General features: G+C 70.1%; 14 protein-coding genes. 2 read left to right on the forward strand and 12 right to left on the reverse strand.

All coding sequences use genetic code 11. The annotated features are described in order from the left end of the window. Positions 1-56: 56 nt before the first annotated feature. Genes pyk through pta form a run of 3 tightly spaced genes read right to left on the reverse strand, consistent with a single transcriptional unit; the run spans position 57 to position 4,921 of the window. Positions 57-1,484, reverse strand: a complete 1,428-nt coding sequence (gene pyk / locus DY245_RS13055; RefSeq protein WP_128506868.1) for a pyruvate kinase — start codon at positions 1,482-1,484, stop codon at positions 57-59. 60 nt (positions 1,485-1,544) lie between these two features. Beyond that, positions 1,545-2,780, reverse strand: a complete 1,236-nt coding sequence (locus DY245_RS13060) for an acetate kinase (protein WP_128506870.1) — start codon at positions 2,778-2,780, stop codon at positions 1,545-1,547. Between the two features lie 44 nt (positions 2,781-2,824). Beyond that, on the reverse strand, positions 2,825-4,921 hold the full coding sequence (gene pta / locus DY245_RS13065) for a phosphate acetyltransferase (RefSeq protein ID WP_128506872.1): 2,097 nt from the start codon (positions 4,919-4,921) through the stop codon (positions 2,825-2,827). 231 nt (positions 4,922-5,152) lie between these two features. On the opposite strand from pta, the gene DY245_RS13070 reads away from it, so the two are divergent. Further along, positions 5,153-6,178, forward strand: a complete 1,026-nt coding sequence (locus DY245_RS13070) for an ATP-dependent 6-phosphofructokinase (RefSeq protein WP_128506874.1) — start codon at positions 5,153-5,155, stop codon at positions 6,176-6,178. Between the two features lie 78 nt (positions 6,179-6,256). Here DY245_RS13070 and DY245_RS13075 read toward each other — a convergent pair whose 3' ends face one another. The 8 genes from DY245_RS13075 to DY245_RS13110 all read right to left on the reverse strand — a co-directional run bounded on the left by DY245_RS13075 (position 6,257) and on the right by DY245_RS13110 (position 16,436). Then, positions 6,257-8,809 (reverse strand): ABC transporter permease, encoded by a 2,553-nt coding sequence (locus tag DY245_RS13075; protein ID WP_128506876.1) that lies wholly within the window; start codon positions 8,807-8,809, stop codon positions 6,257-6,259. 86 nt (positions 8,810-8,895) lie between these two features. Then, positions 8,896-9,687 (reverse strand): ABC transporter ATP-binding protein, encoded by a 792-nt coding sequence (locus tag DY245_RS13080; RefSeq protein WP_128506878.1) that lies wholly within the window; start codon positions 9,685-9,687, stop codon positions 8,896-8,898. Between the two features lie 180 nt (positions 9,688-9,867). Continuing rightward, a complete protein-coding gene (locus DY245_RS13085) occupies positions 9,868-10,578 on the reverse strand; it encodes a helix-turn-helix domain-containing protein (protein ID WP_128506880.1) in 711 nt (236 codons plus the stop codon). 124 nt (positions 10,579-10,702) lie between these two features. Continuing rightward, positions 10,703-11,584, reverse strand: coding sequence for a carbohydrate ABC transporter permease (locus tag DY245_RS13090; protein WP_425329377.1), 882 nt, complete (start codon positions 11,582-11,584; stop codon positions 10,703-10,705). Positions 11,585-11,587: 3 nt separating this feature from the next. Further along, the gene (locus tag DY245_RS13095) at positions 11,588-12,541 is read right to left on the reverse strand and encodes a carbohydrate ABC transporter permease (RefSeq protein ID WP_181923657.1); all 954 of its coding nucleotides are present in this window, start codon (positions 12,539-12,541) and stop codon (positions 11,588-11,590) included. Further along, the gene (locus DY245_RS13100) at positions 12,538-13,902 is read right to left on the reverse strand and encodes an extracellular solute-binding protein (protein ID WP_128506882.1); all 1,365 of its coding nucleotides are present in this window, start codon (positions 13,900-13,902) and stop codon (positions 12,538-12,540) included. Before DY245_RS13100 ends, DY245_RS13095 begins: the two co-directional genes overlap by 4 nt. A 94-nt stretch (positions 13,903-13,996) precedes the next feature. After that, complete coding sequence (locus DY245_RS13105; protein WP_128506884.1) at positions 13,997-14,677, reverse strand: response regulator; 681 nt, start codon at positions 14,675-14,677, stop codon at positions 13,997-13,999. A gap of 94 nt (positions 14,678-14,771) precedes the next feature. Beyond that, positions 14,772-16,436, reverse strand: a complete 1,665-nt coding sequence (locus DY245_RS13110; RefSeq protein WP_128506886.1) for a sensor histidine kinase — start codon at positions 16,434-16,436, stop codon at positions 14,772-14,774. Positions 16,437-16,587: 151 nt separating this feature from the next. Here DY245_RS13110 and DY245_RS13115 point away from each other — a divergent pair, with 151 nt between their 5' ends. After that, the gene (locus DY245_RS13115) at positions 16,588-17,994 is read left to right on the forward strand and encodes a cation:dicarboxylate symporter family transporter (RefSeq protein WP_128506888.1); all 1,407 of its coding nucleotides are present in this window, start codon (positions 16,588-16,590) and stop codon (positions 17,992-17,994) included. A gap of 357 nt (positions 17,995-18,351) precedes the next feature. Here DY245_RS13115 and glgB read toward each other — a convergent pair. Then, positions 18,352-20,591, reverse strand: a 2,240-nt coding sequence (gene glgB / locus DY245_RS13120) for a 1,4-alpha-glucan branching enzyme (RefSeq protein ID WP_425329378.1), incomplete at its 5' end; no start/stop codon positions are given.

Here is a 20,591-nt window from a genome sequence, read left to right on the forward strand (position 1 = left end):
GGCGGTGGGCCGCCCCAACAGGGGGCGGCCCACCGCCGTTTGTCATGACGGGCGGGTCAGGCGCTCTGGCCGCCCAGGTGGTGCACCCGGACCATGTTGGTGGTGCCGGGGACGCCGGGGGGCGAACCGGCGGTGATGAGCATGGTGTCGCCCTTGCTGTAGCGCTGGAGCTTGAGCAGCTCGGCGTCCACCAGATCGACCATCGCGTCGGTGTTGTCGACGTGCTCCACCACGAAGCTGTCCACGCCCCAGCTCAGGGTGAGCTGATTGCGGGTGGCGGCGTCGGTGGTGAAGGCCAGGATCGGCTGGGCCGCGCGGTAGCGGGACAGCCGGCGGGCGGTGTCGCCGGACTTGGTGAAGGCCACCAGCGCCTTGCCGTCCAGGAAGTCGGCCATCTCGCAGGCCGCACGGGCCACCGCGCCACCCTGCGTACGCGGCTTCTTGCCGGGCACCAGCGGCTGGAGGCCCTTGGAGAGCAGCTCCTCCTCGGCCGCCTCGACGATCTTCGACATCGTCTTGACGGTCTCGATCGGGTACGCGCCGACGGACGACTCCGCGGAGAGCATGACCGCGTCGGCGCCGTCGAGGATGGCGTTGGCGACGTCGGACGCCTCGGCGCGGGTCGGCCGGGAGTTGGTGATCATCGACTCCATCATCTGGGTCGCGACGATCACCGGCTTGGCGTTCCTGCGGCACAGCTCCACCAGGCGCTTCTGCACCATCGGGACCTTCTCCAGCGGGTACTCCACCGCCAGGTCACCACGGGCGACCATGACGGCGTCGAAGGCCATCACGACCTCCTGCATGTTCGCCACCGCCTGCGGCTTCTCGACCTTGGCGATGACCGGGACCCGGCGGCCGACCTCGTCCATGACGCGGTGCACGTCCTGGACGTCCTTGGCGTCCCGCACGAAGGACAGCGCGACCATGTCGCAGCCCATCTTCAGGGCGAACTTGAGGTCCTCGATGTCCTTCTCGGACAGCGCGGGGACGTTCACCGCGGCGCCGGGCAGGTTGATGCCCTTGTGGTCGGAGATGACCCCGCCCTCGATGACGATGGTCCGCACCCGCGGGCCGTCGACCTCGGTGACCTGGAGCGCGACATTGCCGTCGTTGATCAGGACCGGGTCGCCCTTGGAGACATCGCCCGGCAGGCCCTTGTAGGTCGTACCGCAGATGGTCTTGTCGCCGGGTACGTCCTCGGTGGTGATGACGAACTCATCGCCGCGCACCAGCTCCACGGGGCCGTCGGCGAAGGTCTCCAGGCGGATCTTGGGGCCCTGGAGGTCGGCCAGTACGCCAACGGCGCGGCCGGTCTCCTCGGAAGCCTTGCGGAGGCGGTGGTACCGCTCCTCGTGCTCCGGCTGGGTCCCGTGGCTCATATTGAATCGGGCCACGTTCATACCGGCCTCGATCAGCGTCTTCAGCTGGTCGTAGGAGTCGACGGCGGGGCCCAGGGTGCAGACGATTTTGGAACGGCGCATGGCGGAATCCTATCGGTTTGTTTCAGAGCGGAATATTCCGGTAGGTGGAAACACCAATGTCTAGGCGTTGACCAGGGCGTATGTCTGCTGGGCGATCTCCAGTTCCTCGTCGGTGGGTACGACGGCGACCGCGACCCGGGCGTACTCGGGAGAGATCAGCCGGGGCTCGTCGGACCGTACGGCGTTGAGCGAGGCGTCCACCGCCATGCCCAGCTGCTCCAGACCGGCGAGGGCGGCCTCGCGCACCGGGGCGGCGTTCTCGCCGACGCCCGCCGTGAACGCCACCGCGTCGACCCGGCCGAGCACCGCGGTGTAGGCGCCGATGTACTTCTTCAGCCGGTGGATGTAGATGTCGAAGGCCAGCTCGGCGCGCTCGTCGCCCTCGTCGATCCGGCGCCGGATCTCCCGCATGTCGTTGTCGCCGCACAGCCCGACCAGACCGCTCTTCTTGTTGAGCAGCACATCGATCTCGTCCGTCGACATCCCCGCCACCCGCTTGAGGTGGAAGGTCACCGCCGGGTCGATGTCGCCGGAGCGGGTGCCCATGACCAGGCCCTCCAGCGGCGTCAGGCCCATCGAGGTGTCCACACAGCGGCCGCCGGCCACCGCCGAGGCGGAGGCGCCGTTGCCCAGGTGCAGCACGATGACATTGACCTCGGAGGGGTCCTTGCCCAGCAGCGCCGCGGTCTTGCGCGAGACATAGGCGTGCGAGGTGCCGTGGAAGCCGTAGCGGCGGATGCGGTGGGCGTCGGCGGTCGCCACGTCGATGGCGTAGCGGGCCGCGTACTCCGGCATCGTGGTGTGGAAGGCGGTGTCGAAGACCGCGACCTGCGGCAGGTCGGGGCGGAGCGCCTGGGCGGTCCTGATGCCGATGAGGTTGGCCGGGTTGTGCAGCGGCGCGACCGGCACCAGCCGCTCGATCTCCTTGAGCACCGCGTCGTCGATCACGGTCGGGGCGGTGAACTTCAGCCCGCCGTGCACCACCCGGTGCCCGATCGCGGCCAGTTCCGGCGAGTCGAGACCGAGACCGTCCGCGGCCAGCTCCGCGGCGACGGCCTTCAGCGCGGCCTCGTGGTCGGCTATCGGGCCTTCGGTCTCGCGCTTGTCGCCGCCGGTGGCCAGCGGGGTGTGGGCCAGGCGCGAGGTCTCTTCACCGATCCGCTCGACCAGACCGACGGCGAGCCGGCCCGCGGCGGAGCCGCCGGTCGACTGCGTGCCGCTCATGTCGAGCAGCTGGTACTTCACCGATGAGGAGCCGGAGTTGAGGACGAGGACGCGGGTGGCATTGGCAGTCATGTAGCGCTTTCCGATGGGGAGGGGGGACGGATGCGGGGGCCGGGTCAGGCGGTGTGTCCGGCGCCGGGCTGGGCGCCCTGCGCCTGGATGGCGGTGATGGCCACGGTGTTGACGATGTCCTGGACCAGGGCGCCGCGCGAGAGGTCGTTGACCGGCTTGCGCAGGCCTTGGAGGACCGGGCCGACGGCGACCGCACCGGCCGAGCGCTGCACGGCCTTGTAGGTGTTGTTGCCGGTGTTGAGGTCGGGGAAGATCAGCACGGTGGCCTTGCCGGCGACGTCGGAGTCGGGGAGCTTGGTCTGCGCGACCGCCGTGTCCACTGCCGCGTCGTACTGGATCGGGCCCTCGACCAGCAGATCGGGACGGAGCTCGCGGACGATCTCGGTGGCCTTGCGGACCTTGTCGACGTCCGCGCCGGACCCGGAGGTGCCGGTGGAGTACGACAGCATTGCGATCCGCGGCTCGACACCGAACTGTGCGGCGGTGGTGGCCGACTGGATGGCGATGTCCGCCAGCTGTTCGGCGTTCGGGTCCGGGTTGACCGCGCAGTCGCCGTAGACCAGCACCCGGTCGGCCAGGCACATGAAGAACACCGAGGACACGATCTGGGCGCCCGGCTTCGTCTTGATGATCTCGAAGGCGGGGCGGATGGTGGCCGCGGTGGAGTGCACCGCGCCCGAGACCATGCCGTCGGCCAGGCCTTCCTGGACCATCAGCGTGCCGAAGTAGGAGACATCCGCGACGACGTCGAAGGCCAGCTCGACGCTGACGCCCTTGTGGGCGCGGAGCGCGGCGTACCGCTCGGCGAACCGCTCGCGCAGCTCGGAGGTCTGCGGGTCGATGATCTGGGCGTTCGCCAGGTCGATGGCCAGGTCGGCGGCGCGCTTGCGGATCGCCTCCTCCTCGCCCAGCAGCGTCAGATCGCAGACGTCGCGGCGCAGCAGCACATCGGCGGCGCGCAGCACCCGCTCCTCGGTGCCCTCCGGGAGGACGACCCGGCGGCGGCCGGAGCGGGAGCGCTCGATCAGCTCGTGTTCGAACATCATCGGCGTGACCCGGCCCGAGCGGGCCACGGAGATACGGTTCGTCAGCTCCACGGTGTCCACATGCCGCTCGAACAGGCCGAGCGCGGTCTCCGCCTTGCGCGGCGAGGCGGCGTTGAGCTTGCCCTCGATCGCGAACAGCTCGGCGGCGGTGGGAAAGGACCCACCGGGTACGGAGACGACCGGGGTCCCGGGGGCGAGCCGGCTCGCCAGCGCCATGATGTCCGGGCCGGGCTTCTCGTCGAGGGTGAGCAGCACACCGGCGATCGGCGGGGCGCCGGCGCTGTGCGCGGCGAGCGAGCCGATGACCAGGTCGGCCCGGTCCCCGGGGGTCACCACGAGGCAGCCGGGGGTGAGCGCCTTGAGGAAGGTCGGCAGCATGGCGCCGCCGAAGACGAAGTCGCGGGCGTCCCTGGCGAGCCCGGAGTCGTCGCCGAGCAGTACCTCGGCGCCCAGGGTGTGCACGATCTGGCCGACGGTCGGCGCGGAGAGCGAGCCGTCCTCGGGGAGTGCGTAGCAGGGCACGGGCAGGCGGGCGGAGAGCCGGTCGACGACGGCCTCGCGGTGCTCGGGAGCCACCCGGTTGACGACCATGGCCACGACATCGCAGCCCAGCGAGTGGTAGGCGCGGTAGGCGTTGCGGGCCTCGGCGCGTACGGACTCGGCCTCCTGGCCCTGGCCGCCGACGACGGCCAGCACCGCGGCGCCGAATTCGTTGGCGAGCCGGGCGTTGAGGTTCAGCTCGGCCGGGAGACTGGTGGCGGCGTAGTCCGAGCCGAGGACCAGGACGTACTCATAGTCCCTGGCCACGGCGTGAAAGCGGTCGACGAGCCGGGAGACCAGCTCGTCGGTGCCGCGCTCGGCCTGGAGGGTGGCGGCCTCCTCGTAACTCAGCCCGTATACGGTGTCGGCGGACTGGGTGAGCCGGTAGCGGGCCCGCAGCAGGTCGAACAGTCGGTCGGGTCCGTCGTTGTGGACCAGCGGGCGGAAGACCCCCACCCGGTCGACGTGGCGGGTCAGGAGCTCCATGACTCCCAGCTCCACGACCTGGCGGCCGTCGCCGCGGTCGATACCGGTCACGTACACGCTGCGCGTCACGCGTGCTCTCCGATCCATTCCGTTGGTCACAAGGTCAAAATCAGCCGTTATTGTGCGCTTGCCCCTCTTGACAATACCTGCGCGTGTGGCTAAGTCGCTCTCCCAGTTTCCCTTGCGGAGCCCGTGCGGGGACAGTAGGGGTGGGGGCCAAGAGTGAGGCCGGTGTCTGTCCGACCGTGAAACAATCGGACCGGGTCAGGAACCGACAGCGAGCACAGGAGACACAGCACGATGCGTATCGGAGTCCTCACCGCAGGCGGCGACTGTCCCGGCCTGAATGCTGTGATCCGGTCTGTTGTCCATCGCGCCCTCACCGGCCACGGCGACGAGGTCATAGGTTTCGAGGACGGCTTCGCCGGTCTGCTCGACGGCCGCTTCCGCAAGCTCGACCTCGAAGCCGTCAGCGGCATCCTCGCCCGCGGCGGCACCATCCTCGGCTCGTCCCGGCTGGAGCGCGCCCGGCTCCGTGAGGCCTGCGAGGACGCCAAGGACCACTCCAAGGACTACGGTATCGACGTCCTGATCCCGATCGGCGGCGAGGGCACCCTCACCGCCGCCCGGATGCTGTCGGACGCCGGACTGCCGGTCGTCGGCGTCCCCAAGACCATCGACAACGACATCTCCTCCACCGACCGCACCTTCGGCTTCGACACCGCCGTCGGCGTCGCGACCGAGGCGATCGACCGCCTCAAGACCACCGCCGAATCGCACCAGCGCGTGATGGTCGTCGAGGTCATGGGCCGGCACGCGGGCTGGATCGCGCTGGAGTCCGGCATGGCCGGCGGCGCCCACGGCATCTGCCTGCCCGAGCGCGCCTTCGACGTCAACGACCTGGTCACGATGGTCGAGGAGCGGTTCGCCCGGGGCAAGAAGTTCGCCGTCGTCTGTGTCGCCGAGGGCGCGCACCCGGCCGCGGAGACCATGGACTACAAGAAGGGCGCGATCGACCAGTTCGGTCATGAGCGGTTCTCCGGCATCGGCAACCACCTCGCCATCGAACTGGAAAAGCGCCTCGGCAAGGAGGCCCGCCCGGTCATCCTCGGCCATGTCCAGCGCGGTGGCACCCCGACCGCGTACGACCGGGTGCTCGCCACCCGCTTCGGCTGGCACGCCGTGGAGGCCGCGCACCGCGGCGACTTCGGCAAGATGACCGCGCTGCGCGGCACCGACATCACGATGGTGCCGCTGGCCGAAGCGGTCACCGAGCTCAAGACGGTGCCCGAGTGGCGGATGGACGAGGCCGAGTCGGTCTTCTGAGCCCGCTTTTGCAGACCACAACGGCGGCGCGCCTCCCCTCGGTCGAGGGCAGGCGCGCCGCCGTTCTCGTGCTCCGTATCACTGCGCGCCGATGGCCTCCAGCATGTTCAGCCGGGCCGCCCGGCGGGCCGGCCACAGAGCCGCCAGCACGCCCACGACCAGCGCGATCAGCAGGAACAGGCCGAGCCTGCCCCAGGGCAGCACCATCTCGTACGTCGGGAACGACGAGCCGACCATCTTGCCGCCGGCCCAGGCCAGGAAGATGCCCACGCCCATGCCGAGCACCGCGCCGAACAGCGAGATCACCACCGACTCCAGCCGCACCATCTGCTTGATGCCGCTGCGCGCCAGGCCGATCGCCCGCAGCATCCCGATCTCCCGGGTCCGCTCGAACACCGACATCGCCAGGGTGTTGACGACGCCGACCACCGCGATGATGACGGCCATGGCCAGCAGCCCGTAGACCATGTTCACGATGGTGTCGATCTGGCCGGCGGTCTCCTTGCGCAGCTCGTCGCGGTTCTGGATCTTCAGCAACGGGCTGTCGCCGAGCGCCCGCCGGATGTCCTTGACCAGCGCCGGGGAGCCGCCGCCGGCCGCCTTCACCAGCAGCTCCTCGTTCTTGATCTGCGTCAGATGCGGGTCGACCAGCGAGACATCGGCGAAGGACTCACCCAGCACCTCGTTGTCCGCGTAGACCGCGGCGACCTTCAGCCGGGTCTGCTTCTTGTCGTCGAACCCGACGTTCACCGTGTCACCGGCCCGCCAGCCGTGCTGCTTGGCCACCGTCTGCGAGACGGCGATACCGCCGGCCCGTACGGCATCCAGCGAGCCCTGCCGGAAGGTGAGGTGGGTGACCTTGTCGATCTGCGAGAGGTCGGTGCCCCGGATGTAGCCGAAGCCGCCCTTGGTGGTGAAGCCGGTGCCGCGCAACGGGGCCACCGCTTCGACGCCCGGGACCTGTGCCACCTTCTTCGACAGCCGGGGATCCAGCCCGACGAAGGTCGAGGTCTTGATCTGGTAGTCGGCGGTCAGCCCGCTGGCCGCCATCTTGTCCATGCCCAGCTGCGCCGAGTGCCCGACGACCGTCATACCGGTGATCAGAGTGAGGCCGATCATCAGCGCGGACCCGGTGGCCGCCGTACGGCGCGGATTGCGCAGCGCGTTCTCCTTGGCCAGCTTGCCGCCGATGCCGAACAGCCGGATGGTGACCAGGCCCGCCAGCGAGACCAGCGGACGGGACAGCAGCGGCGCCAGGATGATCACGCCGATCAGCGTCAGCATCGAGCCCAGCATGGCGATCGGCACATCGTCACCGGACCTGAGGGTTGAGACCCACAGCATCACGGCGACGCCGAGACCGGTGATCACCGAGCCGATGATGTTGCGGACGACCAGGCTGCGCTGTGCGGGCGGCGCCTCGACGCTGCTCAGCGCCTCCACCGGCGCGATCTTCGCCGCCTTACGGGACGGCAGCCAGGCGGCCAGTACGGTCACCACGACGCCCACACCCAGGGCGGAGAGCACCGCGTTCGGGCTGATGATGAGCGGCCCGTCCGGGAAGCCCGCCCCGTTGGCGTCCAGCACCGCCCGCAGCCCCACGGCGATCCCCGTACCCAGTGCGAAGCCGACGACCGAGGAGATCAGCCCCAGCAGCCCCGCCTCGGCGAGCACCGAGCGGACGACCTGCCGGCGCGAGGCACCGACCGCGCGCAGCAGCGCGATCTCGCGGCTGCGCTGGGAGATCAGCATGGTGAAGGTGTTGGCGATGATGAACACACCGACGAACAGGGCGATACCGGCGAAGGTCAGCAGGGTGTTGTTCAGCGCGCTGTTCTGCTCGGCGATCATCTTGGACTGCTGGGCGGCCAGCTCACTGCCGCTGGTCGCCTCGGCCCGCTTCTTCGGCAGCAGTGCGCGGACCTTCGCGGTCAGCGCCTGCTGGTCGGTGCCGGGCGTGGCCGTGACGATCAGCTCGTCGAACTGGCCGGGGTGCAGATAGAGCTTCTGCGCGGTGGCGGTGTCGAACAGCGCCAGGCTGCCGCCCGCGGTCACCTGCGGGTCGTCGCTCGCCACGATGCCGACCAGGCGCTTCTTCAGCACCGGCCCGTCGGTGGCGAACCGTATGGTGTCGCCGATCCCGACGCCTGCCGCCTTCGCGGTGGTCTCGGCCAGCGCGATCTCGTCGTCGGCCGCCGGGCCGCGGCCGGAGACCAGCGGATAGCGGCTGTCCTTGCCGTCCTTGCCCGGCTGGTAGTTGGTGGCGAGGTTCTGCCAGCCGTTGCCGATCGGCTGGTTGTCGGTGTCGGCGAGCGTCGCCGAGCCGGTGACATCGGTCCGTACGGCCTGCACACCGGGCAGTGCACGGATCCGGTCGGCCAGTTTGTCGTCGAGGGCGGTGGCCCGCTTGTCGCCGCGCTCCGGCACGGGGGCGTCGGGGGCGGAGGTGGCCTGTACGGAGACGGCCACGTCCTTGAGGTTCTTGGCGGAGGCGTTCTTGACGGCCTCACCGACGGTGTCGCTGAAGATGAGGGTGCCGGCGACGAAGGCGACGCCGAGCAGGACCGCGAGCGCGGTCATCATCAATCGGGCTTTGTGCGCAAGAAGATTGCGCAGGGCGGTACGCAGCATGGTGGTGGTGTCAGTCCTGGGGTCCGGTGCTCGGGATACGGAAGGGCGGCGCGCGGTGCGCCCGCGTCAGCTGGTACGGCCCTTGGCTAGCTCGTCCGGCCCTTGGCCTCGAAGAGCCGCATCCGGTCCAGGACGGCGTCCGCGGTCGGCTCGTACAGCTCCTCGACGATCCGGCCGTCCGCGAGGAAGACCACCCGGTCGGCATAGCCGGCGGCGACCGGGTCATGGGTGACCATCACCACCGTCTGGTCCATCGCCCGCACCGACTCCCGCAGAAAGCCCAGTACTTCGGCGCCGGAGCGGGAGTCGAGGTTGCCGGTCGGCTCGTCCGCGAAGATGATCTCCGGCTGGGCGGCCAGCGCCCGGGCGACCGCGACCCGCTGCTGCTGACCGCCGGAGAGCTGCGCCGGCCGGTGCGTGAGCCGCCCCGACAGGCCGACGGTCTCGATGACGGCGTTCAGCCACCCCTTGTCGGGCTTACGGCCCGCGATGTCCATCGGCAGCGTGATGTTCTCCAGCGCGGACAGCGTCGGCAGCAGATTGAACGCCTGGAAGATGAAGCCGATCTTGTCCCGGCGCAGCCGCGTCAGCTGCTTGTCGTTGAGCGAGCCCAGCTCCACGTCGCCGATCCGGGCCGAGCCGGTGGAGATCGAGTCCAGGCCGGCCATGCAGTGCATCAGCGTCGACTTGCCGGAGCCGGACGGGCCCATGATCGCGGTGAACCGGGCCTTGCCGAACTCGACCGAGACGGAGTCCAGCGCGACCACACGGGTCTCCCCCTGGCCGTAGACCTTGCTCAGATCCGTAGCCCGCGCGGCGACGGCACGGGTGGGGGCAAAAGAACCGGGGGAACCGGAAACGGCGGCCGCGTGGGACACGGGTACTCCTGAAGGGGGACGGAAAATTCGACGTCCCCATTCTTGAATGCACAGGTCAGCGGGGCGTCACCCGCGGGGACCGAAACTCGGACCGGCCGGAAGTGCCATCACCGTCCCCGGCGTCATCCTCTGGGGGGACGGCGGTCCGACCTGTGGCCGACGGGATGTCTCAGGGGTGCCTCAGGGCCGCTGCCTGCCGACCCGCTCCCAGAACTCCGCCAGGATGTCGTCGAGGAAGGCGCGCCCCGCCTTGCCGGAGTCATCGGTGCCCTCGCCGCCGCCCCAGTTGAGCGTAGCCGTCATGGACGCCTGATAGTCGGTGTGCAGCTCCTGGAGGACGTCCTGGATGTGCTGCTTGGGCAGCGGTACGAGCTTGCCGACCGGCCGGACGTAGGCCTGCCAGCGGGTGGCGGCGGCGCTGGTCAGCAGCTCGGTCAGCTTCTTGTCCTGGCCGGTGAACCGGATCAGCGCGGGCGTAGGCAGATCCAGCGCCTCGGCGAGCGCCGCGGCCTGCCGGTCGTTGCCGCTCCACTTCCCGCCGGCCTCCAGCCGCTCGTACGCGCTCTGGTCCATGCCGATGCGCAGTGCGAGGTCGTCGGGGGCGAGGCCGAGCGCGAGGCGGTATTCGCGCAGGGTGCCCGGTGCGCCGAGGAGCTCCCCGGGGGCGCACCACAGGGCGCCGGCCAGCGCGGTCAGTTCGGCTTCCGTGGGGGTGCTTTCCGCCAATTCCCAGGAGGCCACGGTCGAGGGCGATATCTGTATTCCGTAGGCGGCCCATATTCCGTAGGCGACATGGGCAGGGGTCATGCCGAGGGCCTCGCGGAGCCGGCGGGCGGCTTCGGCATTGAAAGGGGGCGTGCGCGGCTCCCCGGCTTGCGTGTTCACCGGCACACGGTAAGTGACGAAGCGCCTTCGCACCTATCGTGCGGATATACAGGGTTGAAAGTCGTAGGAAGCTACTAGTCGGCCGGTTTTCCGGCCCGGCCTGGGCGGTTTTTCCGCCAAGGGGCGGTGCTCAGCCCTTCACCGCACCGCCCAGCGCAAAGCCGCCGCCCAGCCGCCTGGAGATAAGGATGTACAGCAGGACGACCGGTGTCGAGTACAGGATCGAAAATGCCGCGAGTTCGCCGAACGCGATGGCGCCGTAATTGCCGAAGAAATTGAAAATGCTTACCGAGGCGGGCAGTTGCTCCGGGGAGAGCAGCAGCATGAAGGGTACGAAGAAATTGCCCCACATCATGATGAAGGTGTAGATCGCGACGACGGCGAGGCCGGGGCCCATCAGCGGCAGAATCACCCGCAGCAGGGTCTGCGACCAGGAGGCGCCGTCCGTCCACGCCGCCTCCTCAAGGACCCTCGGGACCCCGTCCATGAAGTTCTTCATCAGCCAGATGGCGAACGGGAGTTGGGCCGCGGCCAGGAACAGCGCGGTGCCGTACCGGGTGTCGATCAGATTGACCTGCACGAACAGCCCGTAGACCGGAACCATGATCGCGGTGATCGGCAGACAGGTCGAGAACAGGATCGTCAGCAGGTACGGGCGGCTGAAGCGGGAGCGGAAGCGGGACAGCGGATAGGCGGCGAGCGCCGCGCAGACCACGGTGAGCAGCGTGGCGCCGCCGCAGATCAGCAGGCTGTTGAGCATCGGGGTGAAGGTGATCTCGTCGGTCAGCACCGCCGAGAAGTTGTCCACCGTCGGGGACTTCGGCAGCCGCACCCGCAGCGTCGCCTCCGCATCCAGCGACGACAGCACCAGCCAGACCAGCGGAACCGCGAACGCCACCGCGGCGACCAGCAGCCCGGCGTCGGCGGCCAGCCGCTGGGGGCGCCCCCTGCTCGGAACTTGTCGGAGAGCTTGGGGGAGGAGGCGGCGGGGGAGGCGGCGGGGGAGCGGCACGGCTCAGACCTCCTCGCGCATCAGGCGCAGATAGACGACCGAGAACACCGCGCCCACCAGCAGCAACAGCAGCGCCACCGCGGTGCCGTAGCCGATCAGGGACTTCAGGAACGCCTGGTCGTACATGAACACCGGCAGGGTCTGGCTGCGGTTTCCCGGACCGCCCCGCGTCATCGCCCAGATCAGCCCGAAGACGGAGAGCGTCTGAAGGGTGTTGAGCATCAGATTGGTGCCGATGGAGCGGCGGATCATCGGCAGCGTGATGTGCCACAGCCGCCGCAGTCCGCCCGCGCCGTCGACCTGGGCGGACTCGGTGATCTCCTGGGGGATCTCGGAGAGCGCCGCGGAGTAGATCAGCATCGAGAACGCCGTGCCGCGCCAGACGTTGGCGAACGACACGGCGAGGATGGGCAGGGTGAACAGCCAGTTCTGGGCGGGCAGATGGAGCCAGCCCAGGAGCGCGTTGAGGGTGCCGCGCCGCTCGAAGAAGGTGTAGAGCAAGAAGCCCGCGACGATCTCCGGGAGCACCCAGGCGGTGATCACCATCGCACCGGTCAGGGACCGTACGGGCCGCGAGGCGCGCCGCATCAGACCGGCCAGGGCGAGGCCCAGGGTGTTCTGTCCGAGGATCGAGGAGATCACGGTGAACACCAGGGTCAGCACGACCGCGTTGAGGAAGGCCGGGTCGCCGAAGGCGTGCCGGAAGTTGGCCAGGCCGACGAAGGACGCCGACTCCTGGCCGGTCAACTGGGTGTCGGTGAAGGCGATGTAGACGCAGTAGCCGATGGGGCCGGCGAGGAAGAGCAGCAGCAGGACGGTGGCCGGGGCGAGCGGGGACCAGCGCAGCAGACGCGTACGGGCGCGGTGGGCCTTCGGGGTGTGCGGCGTGGGGGCATGTGGTGTGCGGGCGCGCGGTGTACCGGCGCGGGGCGCGGTGCTGTCGACGGCGCCGGTCATGGCTTGGCGACGGTCTTGCCGTCGACGAGGGACTTCAGCGCCGCGTCATAGTCCTTGGCCGCCTCGTCCGGCGAGGAGTCGTCGGCGGTGACCGCCTCCATCGCCTCACCGATCGCCGCGGCGACCTTGGGATAGGCGGGCAGCGCGGGCCGGTACTGGCTGATCTTGACCAGCCCCGTGAAGAAGCCGATGCCGGGCACGGACTTGAGATAGCGCGGGTCGGCCGCGACGTCCTTGCGGACCGCGATCTGGGCGCCCCGTACACACCACTCCAGGGCGTTCTGCCTCGACTGGAAGGTCTGGATCAACTTCCAGGCCAGATCGGGCTGTTGGGACCGCTGTGGCACCGACCAGGTCCAGCCGCCGGCCAGGCTCACCTTCCCGGGCGGGGTGCCGTGCTGGGTGGGGAACGGCGCCTGGCCGAGCGTCGTCGACCACTCGGGCCACGGGTTGCCGCCGCCCGTCTTCTGCCACTGCTGGCCCAGCCACGAGCCGTCGAGGTCGATGGCGAGCTTCTCCTCGGGCAGCAGTTCGGCGGCCACATTGGTCTGGATGTTGGGGCTGAGCGCATCGGAGACCTCGGGCCCGAGCTTCTCCTTGTAGACCGTGTCGATGAAGGTCAGGCTGTCCTTGAAGCCCTTGGTGCCGGTGACCCATTTCTTGCTGCCCGGGTCGTAGAGCTGACTCTCGCCGGTGCCGTACAGCAGCATCTCGAAGCCCTGCATCACGGCGGCCTCGCCCGCGCCCTTGCCGGTGAAGACGTTCAGCGGGATGACGCCGGGGACCTTCTTCTTGATCGTCCGGGCCGCGTCCAGCACCTCGTCCCAGGTTCTGGGCCGCCAGTCGGCCGGCAGCCCGACCTTCTTGAAGATCTTCTTGTTGAACCACAGCCCGCGGGTGTCCGTGCCGTCCGGGACGCCGTAGGTCTTGCCGTCCTGCCCCCTGGCCGCGGCCCTGGCGGCCGGCTCGAACTGCCGCCAGTCGTCCCACTTGCCGATGTACGGATCCAGCGGCCGCAACAGCCCGGCCTTGATATCGGAGTTGACCAGGAAGGTGTCCTCGTAGACCAGGTCCGGCGCGGTCCGCGGGGAGCGCATCATCTGCTGGATCTTGGTGTAGTAGTCGTTCTCCGACGCCTGGATCGGGACGAGTCTGACCTTCTTGCCGGGGTTGTCCTTCTCGAACTGCTTCGCCACGAGGCGGATGTAGTCGTCCCGGACCGTGACCTTGCTGTTGGTGTCCTTGATGAAGGCGATCTTGACGGTGTTGCCGTCGCTCCCGGACCCGCTGCCGCAGGCGGTGAGCGTGCCGGCGGCCACGACGGCGGCGGCGAGAAGAATCAGCGGGGCGGTGGGGCGCACGGCACGACCTCCAGCGACGAACCACGGTCAACACACCACGGTCAACCAACCACGGCGTACTGCCCGCTGAAAGTAAGTCACCGCTCACAGTGGGTCAATGGCCCGACCAGCGATAGCGCAATTCGGGGCGGCCGACCTGGCCGTACTGCGGGGCGCGGGCGGCCCGGCCGCTCTCGACGAGATGCTCCAGATAGCGGCGCGCGGTGATCCGGGAGATGCCCACGTCGGTGGCCGCCTCGGTCGCCGTCAGCCCGCTCTCGGCGGCCCGCAGCACATCGGTCACCGCCCGCAGGGTGGCCGCGGTCAGCCCCTTGGGCAGCGCGGCCGGGCGCGGTGAGCGCAGTGCGGCGATCGCCCGGTCCACCTCGTCCTGCCCACTGGCCTCCCCGGTGGTGGCGCGGAACTCGGCGTAGCGGGTGAGCCGGTCGCGCAGTGTCGCGAAGGTGAACGGCTTCAGCACGTACTGCACCACGCCGAGCGAGACGCCCTCGCGCACCCTCGCCAGATCGCGGGCGGAGGTGACCGCGATGATGTCGGCGGTGTGGCCGGCCGCGCGCAGCGTCCGCACCAGCTGGAGCCCGTGGCCGTCGGGCAGATAGAGGTCGAGCAGCAGCAGATCGACGGCGTGCTGTTCCAGGTGGCGGCGGGCGTCGCCGCCGGAGTGCACGGTGCCGGAGACGGTGAAGCCGGGCACCCGCCCGACGTACAGGGCGTGCGCGGCGGCGGCCACCGGGTCGTCCTCGACGACCAGGACCCGGATGTCGGAGGGGGTCACCCGGCACTTCCTCTCGTGGCCGCACGGGCTTTCGCGGCCGTAGGGACCGGACCGGCCGCCTCGCCGGCGCCGGCTGACGCCGTGGGCGGGGCCGTCATGCCGTCGCCTCCGCCCGCAGTGGCAACCGTACGGTGAACCGCGCGCCGCCCTCCGCCGCCCGGTCGAGCGTGAGGGTGCCGCCGTTGCGCCGTACGGCCTGCCGGACCAGGGCGAGGCCCAGCCCGCGGCCCCGCGCCAACGGGCCGGTCCCGCTCTGCTTGGTGCTCCAGCCCCGCCGGAAGATCTCCTCGGCGGCCTCCGCGGCCACCCCCGGCCCGTTGTCCGCCACCCGCAGCAGCAGCTCGCCCTCGGCCGCCCGCGCGGTGACCCGCACCCGCGGCGGCTCGATGGCGCCGTGCTCCTGGGTCGGGGCCGCGGCGTCGATGGCGTTGTCGAGGAGATTGCCCAGCACCGTCACCAGATCGCGGGCCGGCAGCCCGGGCGGCAGCAGCCCGTCGTCGATCCGGCTGTCCGGGGTCAGCGTCAGCTCGACGCCGCGTTCATTGGCCTGTGCCGCCTTGCCGAGCAGCAGCGCGGCGAGCACCGGCTCGGCGACCGCGCCGACGACCTGGTCGGTCAGCGCCTGCGCCAGCTCCAGCTCCGCGGTGGCGAACTCCACGGCCTCCTCGGCACGCCCCAGTTCGATCAGCGAAACCACCGTGTGCAGCCGGTTGGCGGCCTCGTGCGCCTGCGAGCGCAGCGCCTCGGTGAAGCCGCGCACCGAGTCCAACTCGCCGGACAGCGCCTGGAGTTCGGTGTGGTCGCGGAGGGTGACCACACTGCCGCGGTGCTCGCCGCCGGAGACCGGTGCGGAGTTGACGACCAGCACCCGCTCGCTGGTCAGATGCAGTTCGTCGACCCGCGGACCGGGCGAGCGCAGCACCTCGGTCAGCGGCTCCGGCAGCCCCAGATCGGTGACGAGCCGGCCCACCGCATCACCGGACAGCCCCAGCAACTCCCGTCCGCCGTCGTTGATCAGGGCGACCCTGCGCTGCCCGTCGAGCATCAGCAGCCCCTCGCGTACGGCGTGCAGCGCGGCCTGGTGGTAGTCGTGCATCCGGCTGAGCTCCTGGGCGTTCATCCCATGGGTGTGCCGCCGGAGCCGGGCATTGATCACATACGTGCCCAGCCCGCCGAGCGCGAGTGCCGCCGAGGCCACCCCGACCAGCGCGAGCACCTGGTCACGCAGCTGCTGACTGATCGTCTTGATGGTGATCCCGGAGCTGACCAGCGCCGTGATCCGGCCGCCGCGCCGTGCGTCACGGACCGGCGCCACCACCCGTACGGACGGGCCGAGCACGCCCATATGCGTCTCGGGGAAGATCTTGCCGTGCAGCGCCGGGCCGATGTGCCCCAGGTACTTCTTGCCGATCGCGGACGGCTCCGGGTGCGTCCAGCGCGTCCCGTCCGGGGCCATCACCACCACGAAGTCGACGCCCGCGTCGCGCCGCAGCCGCTCGGTGTACGGCTGGAGCGCGGCCGTCGGGTTCTTGGTACGGGCCGCCGCCACCACGGCCGGGGAGTCGGCGACGGCGGTGGCCGCCGCGGTCGCCTGCCGCCGCGCGGTCTCCTCCGCCTGCCGGCCGGCGCTGACGTACGCGAAGACGGCGCAGCCCGCCACGACCACCGCCACCAGCACCACCTGCATGGCGAAGAGCTGCCCGGCGAGGCTGCGGGGGCCGCGCAGCCGGCGGGGCCGCCGGGGTCGGGGGAGTCGCATACAGAACAGTCTGCACGGTCAGTTTCACGTGAACGAAATGTACGTAAGGGTGACGGGCGCCACAGCGGCGTGCATAGTCGCCGGGACTTGTTGTGTCGCAGAGCCGCAGAGCCGCAGATCAGCGCACAGCCGTAGACCCGAGGAGGCAGCCGTGGCTGCACAGACCCCGCCGTCCGGGGCAACCACCAAGGAGACCGTGCCGGTAAAGCGGGACCGGACCCACTTCCTTTACATCGCCGTCATCGGGGCGGTGCTGCTCGGCATCGTCGTGGGCTTCGCCGCCCCGGGTGTCGCCGTCGAGCTCAAGCCGCTCGGCACCGGGTTCGTGAACCTGATCAAGATGATGATTTCGCCGGTCATCTTCTGCACCATCGTGCTGGGCGTCGGCTCGGTCCGTAAGGCCGCCAAGGTCGGCGCGGTGGGCGGACTGGCCCTCGGCTACTTCATGGTGATGTCCACCGTCGCGCTGGCCATCGGCCTGGTCGTCGGCAACATCCTGGAGCCCGGCTCCGGTCTGCACCTGACCGAGACCGTGCGGCACGCGGGCCAGGCCCAGACCGAGGGCGGCGGCGAGTCCCTGCCCGAGTTCCTGCTCGGCATGATCCCCAAGACGCTGGTCTCCGCCTTCACCGAGGGCGAGGTGCTGCAGACGCTGCTGGTGGCGCTGCTGGTCGGCTTCGCGCTTCAGGCGCTGGGCTCGGCGGGCGAGCCGGTGCTGCGCGGTGTCGGGCACCTCCAGAAGCTGGTCTTCCGGGTGCTCTCCATGATCATGTGGGCGGCGCCGGTGGGTGCCTTCGGCGCCATAGCGGCGGTGGTCGGCGAGACCGGACTGGACGCGCTGAAGTCGCTGGCCATCATCATGGTCGGCTTCTACACCACCTGCCTGCTGTTCGTGATCGTGGTGCTCGGCGCGCTGCTCCGGCTGTGCGCCGGCGTCAGCATCTTCCAGCTGCTGAAGTACCTGGCGCGCGAATTCCTGCTGATCCTGTCCACCTCCTCCTCGGAGTCGGCGCTGCCCCGGCTGATCGCGAAGATGGAGCACCTGGGCGTCAGCAAGCCGGTGGTCGGCATCACCGTCCCGACCGGCTACAGCTTCAACCTCGACGGCACCGCCATCTACCTGACGATGTCCTCGCTGTTCGTGGCCGAGGCGATGGGCAAGCCGCTCGCGCTCGGCCAGCAGATCTCGCTGCTGGTCTTCATGATCATCGCGTCGAAGGGTGCGGCGGGCGTCACCGGCGCCGGCCTGGCCACGCTGGCCGGCGGACTGCAGTCGCACCGGCCCGAACTGGTCGACGGCGTCGGGCTGATCGTCGGTATCGACCGCTTCATGAGCGAGGCGCGCGCCCTGACCAACTTCGCGGGCAACGCGGTCGCCACGGTCCTGATCGGCACCTGGACCAAGGAGATCGACAAGGCCCGGGTGACGGAGGTGCTCGCCGGCCGGGTGCCGTTCGACGAGAAGACGCTGGTCGACGACGCGCACGGCGAGCCGCCGGCCGCGCAGATCATCGAGCCGCGCGACGGCGGGGCGGCGAAGACGTCCGCCAAGGTCTGATTCCTCAGGCCCCGGGCCGCGTAGGAGGGGAGAAGGGGCGGGTGCCGGATCCGGCATCCGCCCCTTCGGCGTACCCGGGGGTGAAGCTGCTCTTCATGCCGCTCTGACCTGCTGCTTTCCCCGCCGGGGGTCGATTGTCAGTGCCCCCTGGCACCATGCAGATGACGGGGAAAACGCCGCCGGCCGGGGCCGGTTGCGCAGGGGGTACGAGCATGTGAGGAGCCAGGTATGGGGACGTGGAGGACGGTTGGGTTCGGCGGGGACTCGGGGTCGTTCTGAGGCGGGGCATGGCGGGGGCGGCGCCGGTCGATGCCGCGGCGGACGGAGCAGGATCCGACAAGCACGCGCCGTAAGGGCTCAGGCCGGTCGCAGCCAGAGGGTGGCCAGCGGCGGGAGGACGAGGGCGAGGGAGGCGGAGCGTCCGTTCCAGGGGGTCGGTTCGGCCTTGAGGAGGTCGGGGTTGGCGACGCCGCTGCCGCCGTAGCGCGGATCGTCGGTGTTGAGGATCTCGCGCCAGGCGGGGATGTGGTCGGGGACGCCGAGCCGGTAGGCGTGGCGTACGACGGGGGAGAAGTTGGTGACCGCGATCAGGGGTGAGCCGTCGGCAGCGAAGCGCAGGAAGGAGAAGACGTTGTCCTCGCTCGCATCGCCGTCGATCCAGGAGAAGCCGGCCGGATCGGTGTCGCGTTCCCACAGCGCGGGCGTGGCGGTGTAACGACGGTTCAGCTCGCGTACGAGATCGCGTACGCCCCGGTGGTCCGGCTCGGCCTCGTAGGACGGGTCGAGCAGCCACCAGTCCGGGCCATGGCTCTCCGCCCACTCCGCGCCCTGGGCGAACTCCTGCCCCATGAAGAGGAGTTGCTTGCCGGGGTGGGCCCACATGAATCCGAGGTACGCCCGGTGGTTGGCGCGCTGCTGCCACCAGTCACCGGGCATCTTCGACACCAGCGCGCGCTTGCCGTGCACGACCTCGTCGTGCGAGATCGGCAGCACATAGTTCTCGGAGTAGGCGTAGATCATGGAGAAGGTCATCTCACCGTGGTGGTACTTACGGTGCACCGGCTCCTTGGAGACATAGCCGAGGGAGTCGTGCATCCAGCCCATGTTCCACTTCAGCCCGAAGCCCAGACCGCCGAAACCGCCGGGCCCGACGTGATGGGTGGCGCGGGTGACACCGTCCCAGGCCGTGGACTCCTCGGCGATGGTGACGACACCGGGACAGCGGCGGTAGACCGTCGCATTCATCTCCTGGAGGAAGGCGACCGCATCGAGGTTCTCCCGGCCGCCGTTGACGTTCGGGGTCCAGCCGCCGTCCTCACGCGAGTAGTCGAGATAGAGCATCGAGGCGACCGCGTCCACGCGCAGCCCGTCGATATGGAACTCCGCGCACCAGTACACGGCGTTGGCGACCAGGAAGTTACGCACCTCGGTGCGGCCGTAGTCGAATTCCAGGGTGCCCCAGTCCGGGTGCGCGGCCCGTGCCGGGTCCTGGTGCTCGTACAGCGGGCGGCCGTCGAACTCCGCCAGCGCCCAGTCGTCGCGCGGGAAGTGCGCGGGGACCCAGTCCATCAGCACCCCGATGCCGGCCCGGTGCAGCGCGTCGACCAGGAACCTGAAGTCGTCCGGGGTGCCCATCCTGGCGGTGGGCGCGTAGAACCCGGTCACCTGATAGCCCCAGGAGCCGCCGAAGGGATGCTCGGAGACCGGCATGAACTCGACGTGGGTGAAGCCCAGGTCCTTGACGTAGGAGGGGAGTTGAGCGGCCAGCTGGCGGTAGGTGAGACCAGGGCGCCAGGAGGCGAGGTGCACCTCGTAGACGGAGAACGGCGCCTCGTGCACCGGACGCTCACCGCGCCGGGCCATCCAGCCGTCGTCCTGCCAGCGGTGGTGCGACGCGTCCACGATCGAGGCGGTGGCGGGCGGGCACTCGGTCCGCCGGGCCATCGGGTCGGCGCGTACGGTCCTGGAGCCGTCCGGCCGGGTGATCTCGAACTTGTACAGCTCGCCCTCGCCGATGCCCGGGAGGAAGAGCTCCCAGACGCCGGAGGAGCCCAGCGAGCGCATCGGGTGGCCGGTGCCGTCCCAGCAGTTGAAGTTGCCGACGACCCGGACGCCCTGCGCGTTGGGCGCCCAGAGCGTGAAACGGGTGCCGGTCACCCCCTGGTGGTCCATGGTCCGTGCGCCGAGCGCCTGCCACAGCTGCTCGTGGCGGCCCTCGGCGAACAGATGCAGATCCATCTCGCCGAGCGCGGGCAGAAAGCGATAGGGGTCCCGCACGGTCACGGTGGACTGGCCGTAGTCGACCAGCAGCTCGTAGTCCGGGACGGTGTGCAGCGGCAGGATCCCGGCGAACAGCCCGTCGCCCTCGGGGTGCAGGTCGGCGCGGAGCCCCGGCGCCAGGACGGTGACGCCCTGCGCACAGGGCCGCAGCACCCGGATGAGCAGCCCGCCGCGCACGGGATGCGCACCGAGCAGCCCGTGCGGGTCGTGGTGGGCGCCGCCCAGCAGCCGGCCGCGGTCCTCGTCGGACAGCGGGGCGGCGGCCCGGACCCCGTGGCCCCCGGGCCTCGGCCTCGCCGTGGGGGGCGGGGCCGCGG

Origin of the sequence: Streptomyces inhibens (assembly GCF_003389455.1) — a bacterium.
Taxonomy (GTDB): Bacteria; Actinomycetota; Actinomycetes; order Streptomycetales; family Streptomycetaceae; genus Streptomyces; species Streptomyces inhibens.

Bases quoted from the DNA above. Each gene is read 5' to 3' on its own strand.
- DY245_RS13095 (WP_181923657.1), bottom strand. From the start codon at position 12,541: ATGACCGGCGCCGTCGACAGCACCGCGCCCCGCGCCGGTACACCGCGC.
- DY245_RS13060 (WP_128506870.1), bottom strand. From the start codon at position 2,780: ATGACTGCCAATGCCACCCGCGTCCTCGTCCTCAACTCCGGCTCCTCA.
- DY245_RS13070 (WP_128506874.1), top strand. From the start codon at position 5,153: ATGCGTATCGGAGTCCTCACCGCAGGCGGCGACTGTCCCGGCCTGAAT.
- pyk (WP_128506868.1), bottom strand. From the start codon at position 1,484: ATGCGCCGTTCCAAAATCGTCTGCACCCTGGGCCCCGCCGTCGACTCC.
- DY245_RS13075 (WP_128506876.1), bottom strand. From the start codon at position 8,809: ATGCTGCGTACCGCCCTGCGCAATCTTCTTGCGCACAAAGCCCGATTG.
- DY245_RS13110 (WP_128506886.1), bottom strand. From the start codon at position 16,436: ATGCGACTCCCCCGACCCCGGCGGCCCCGCCGGCTGCGCGGCCCCCGC.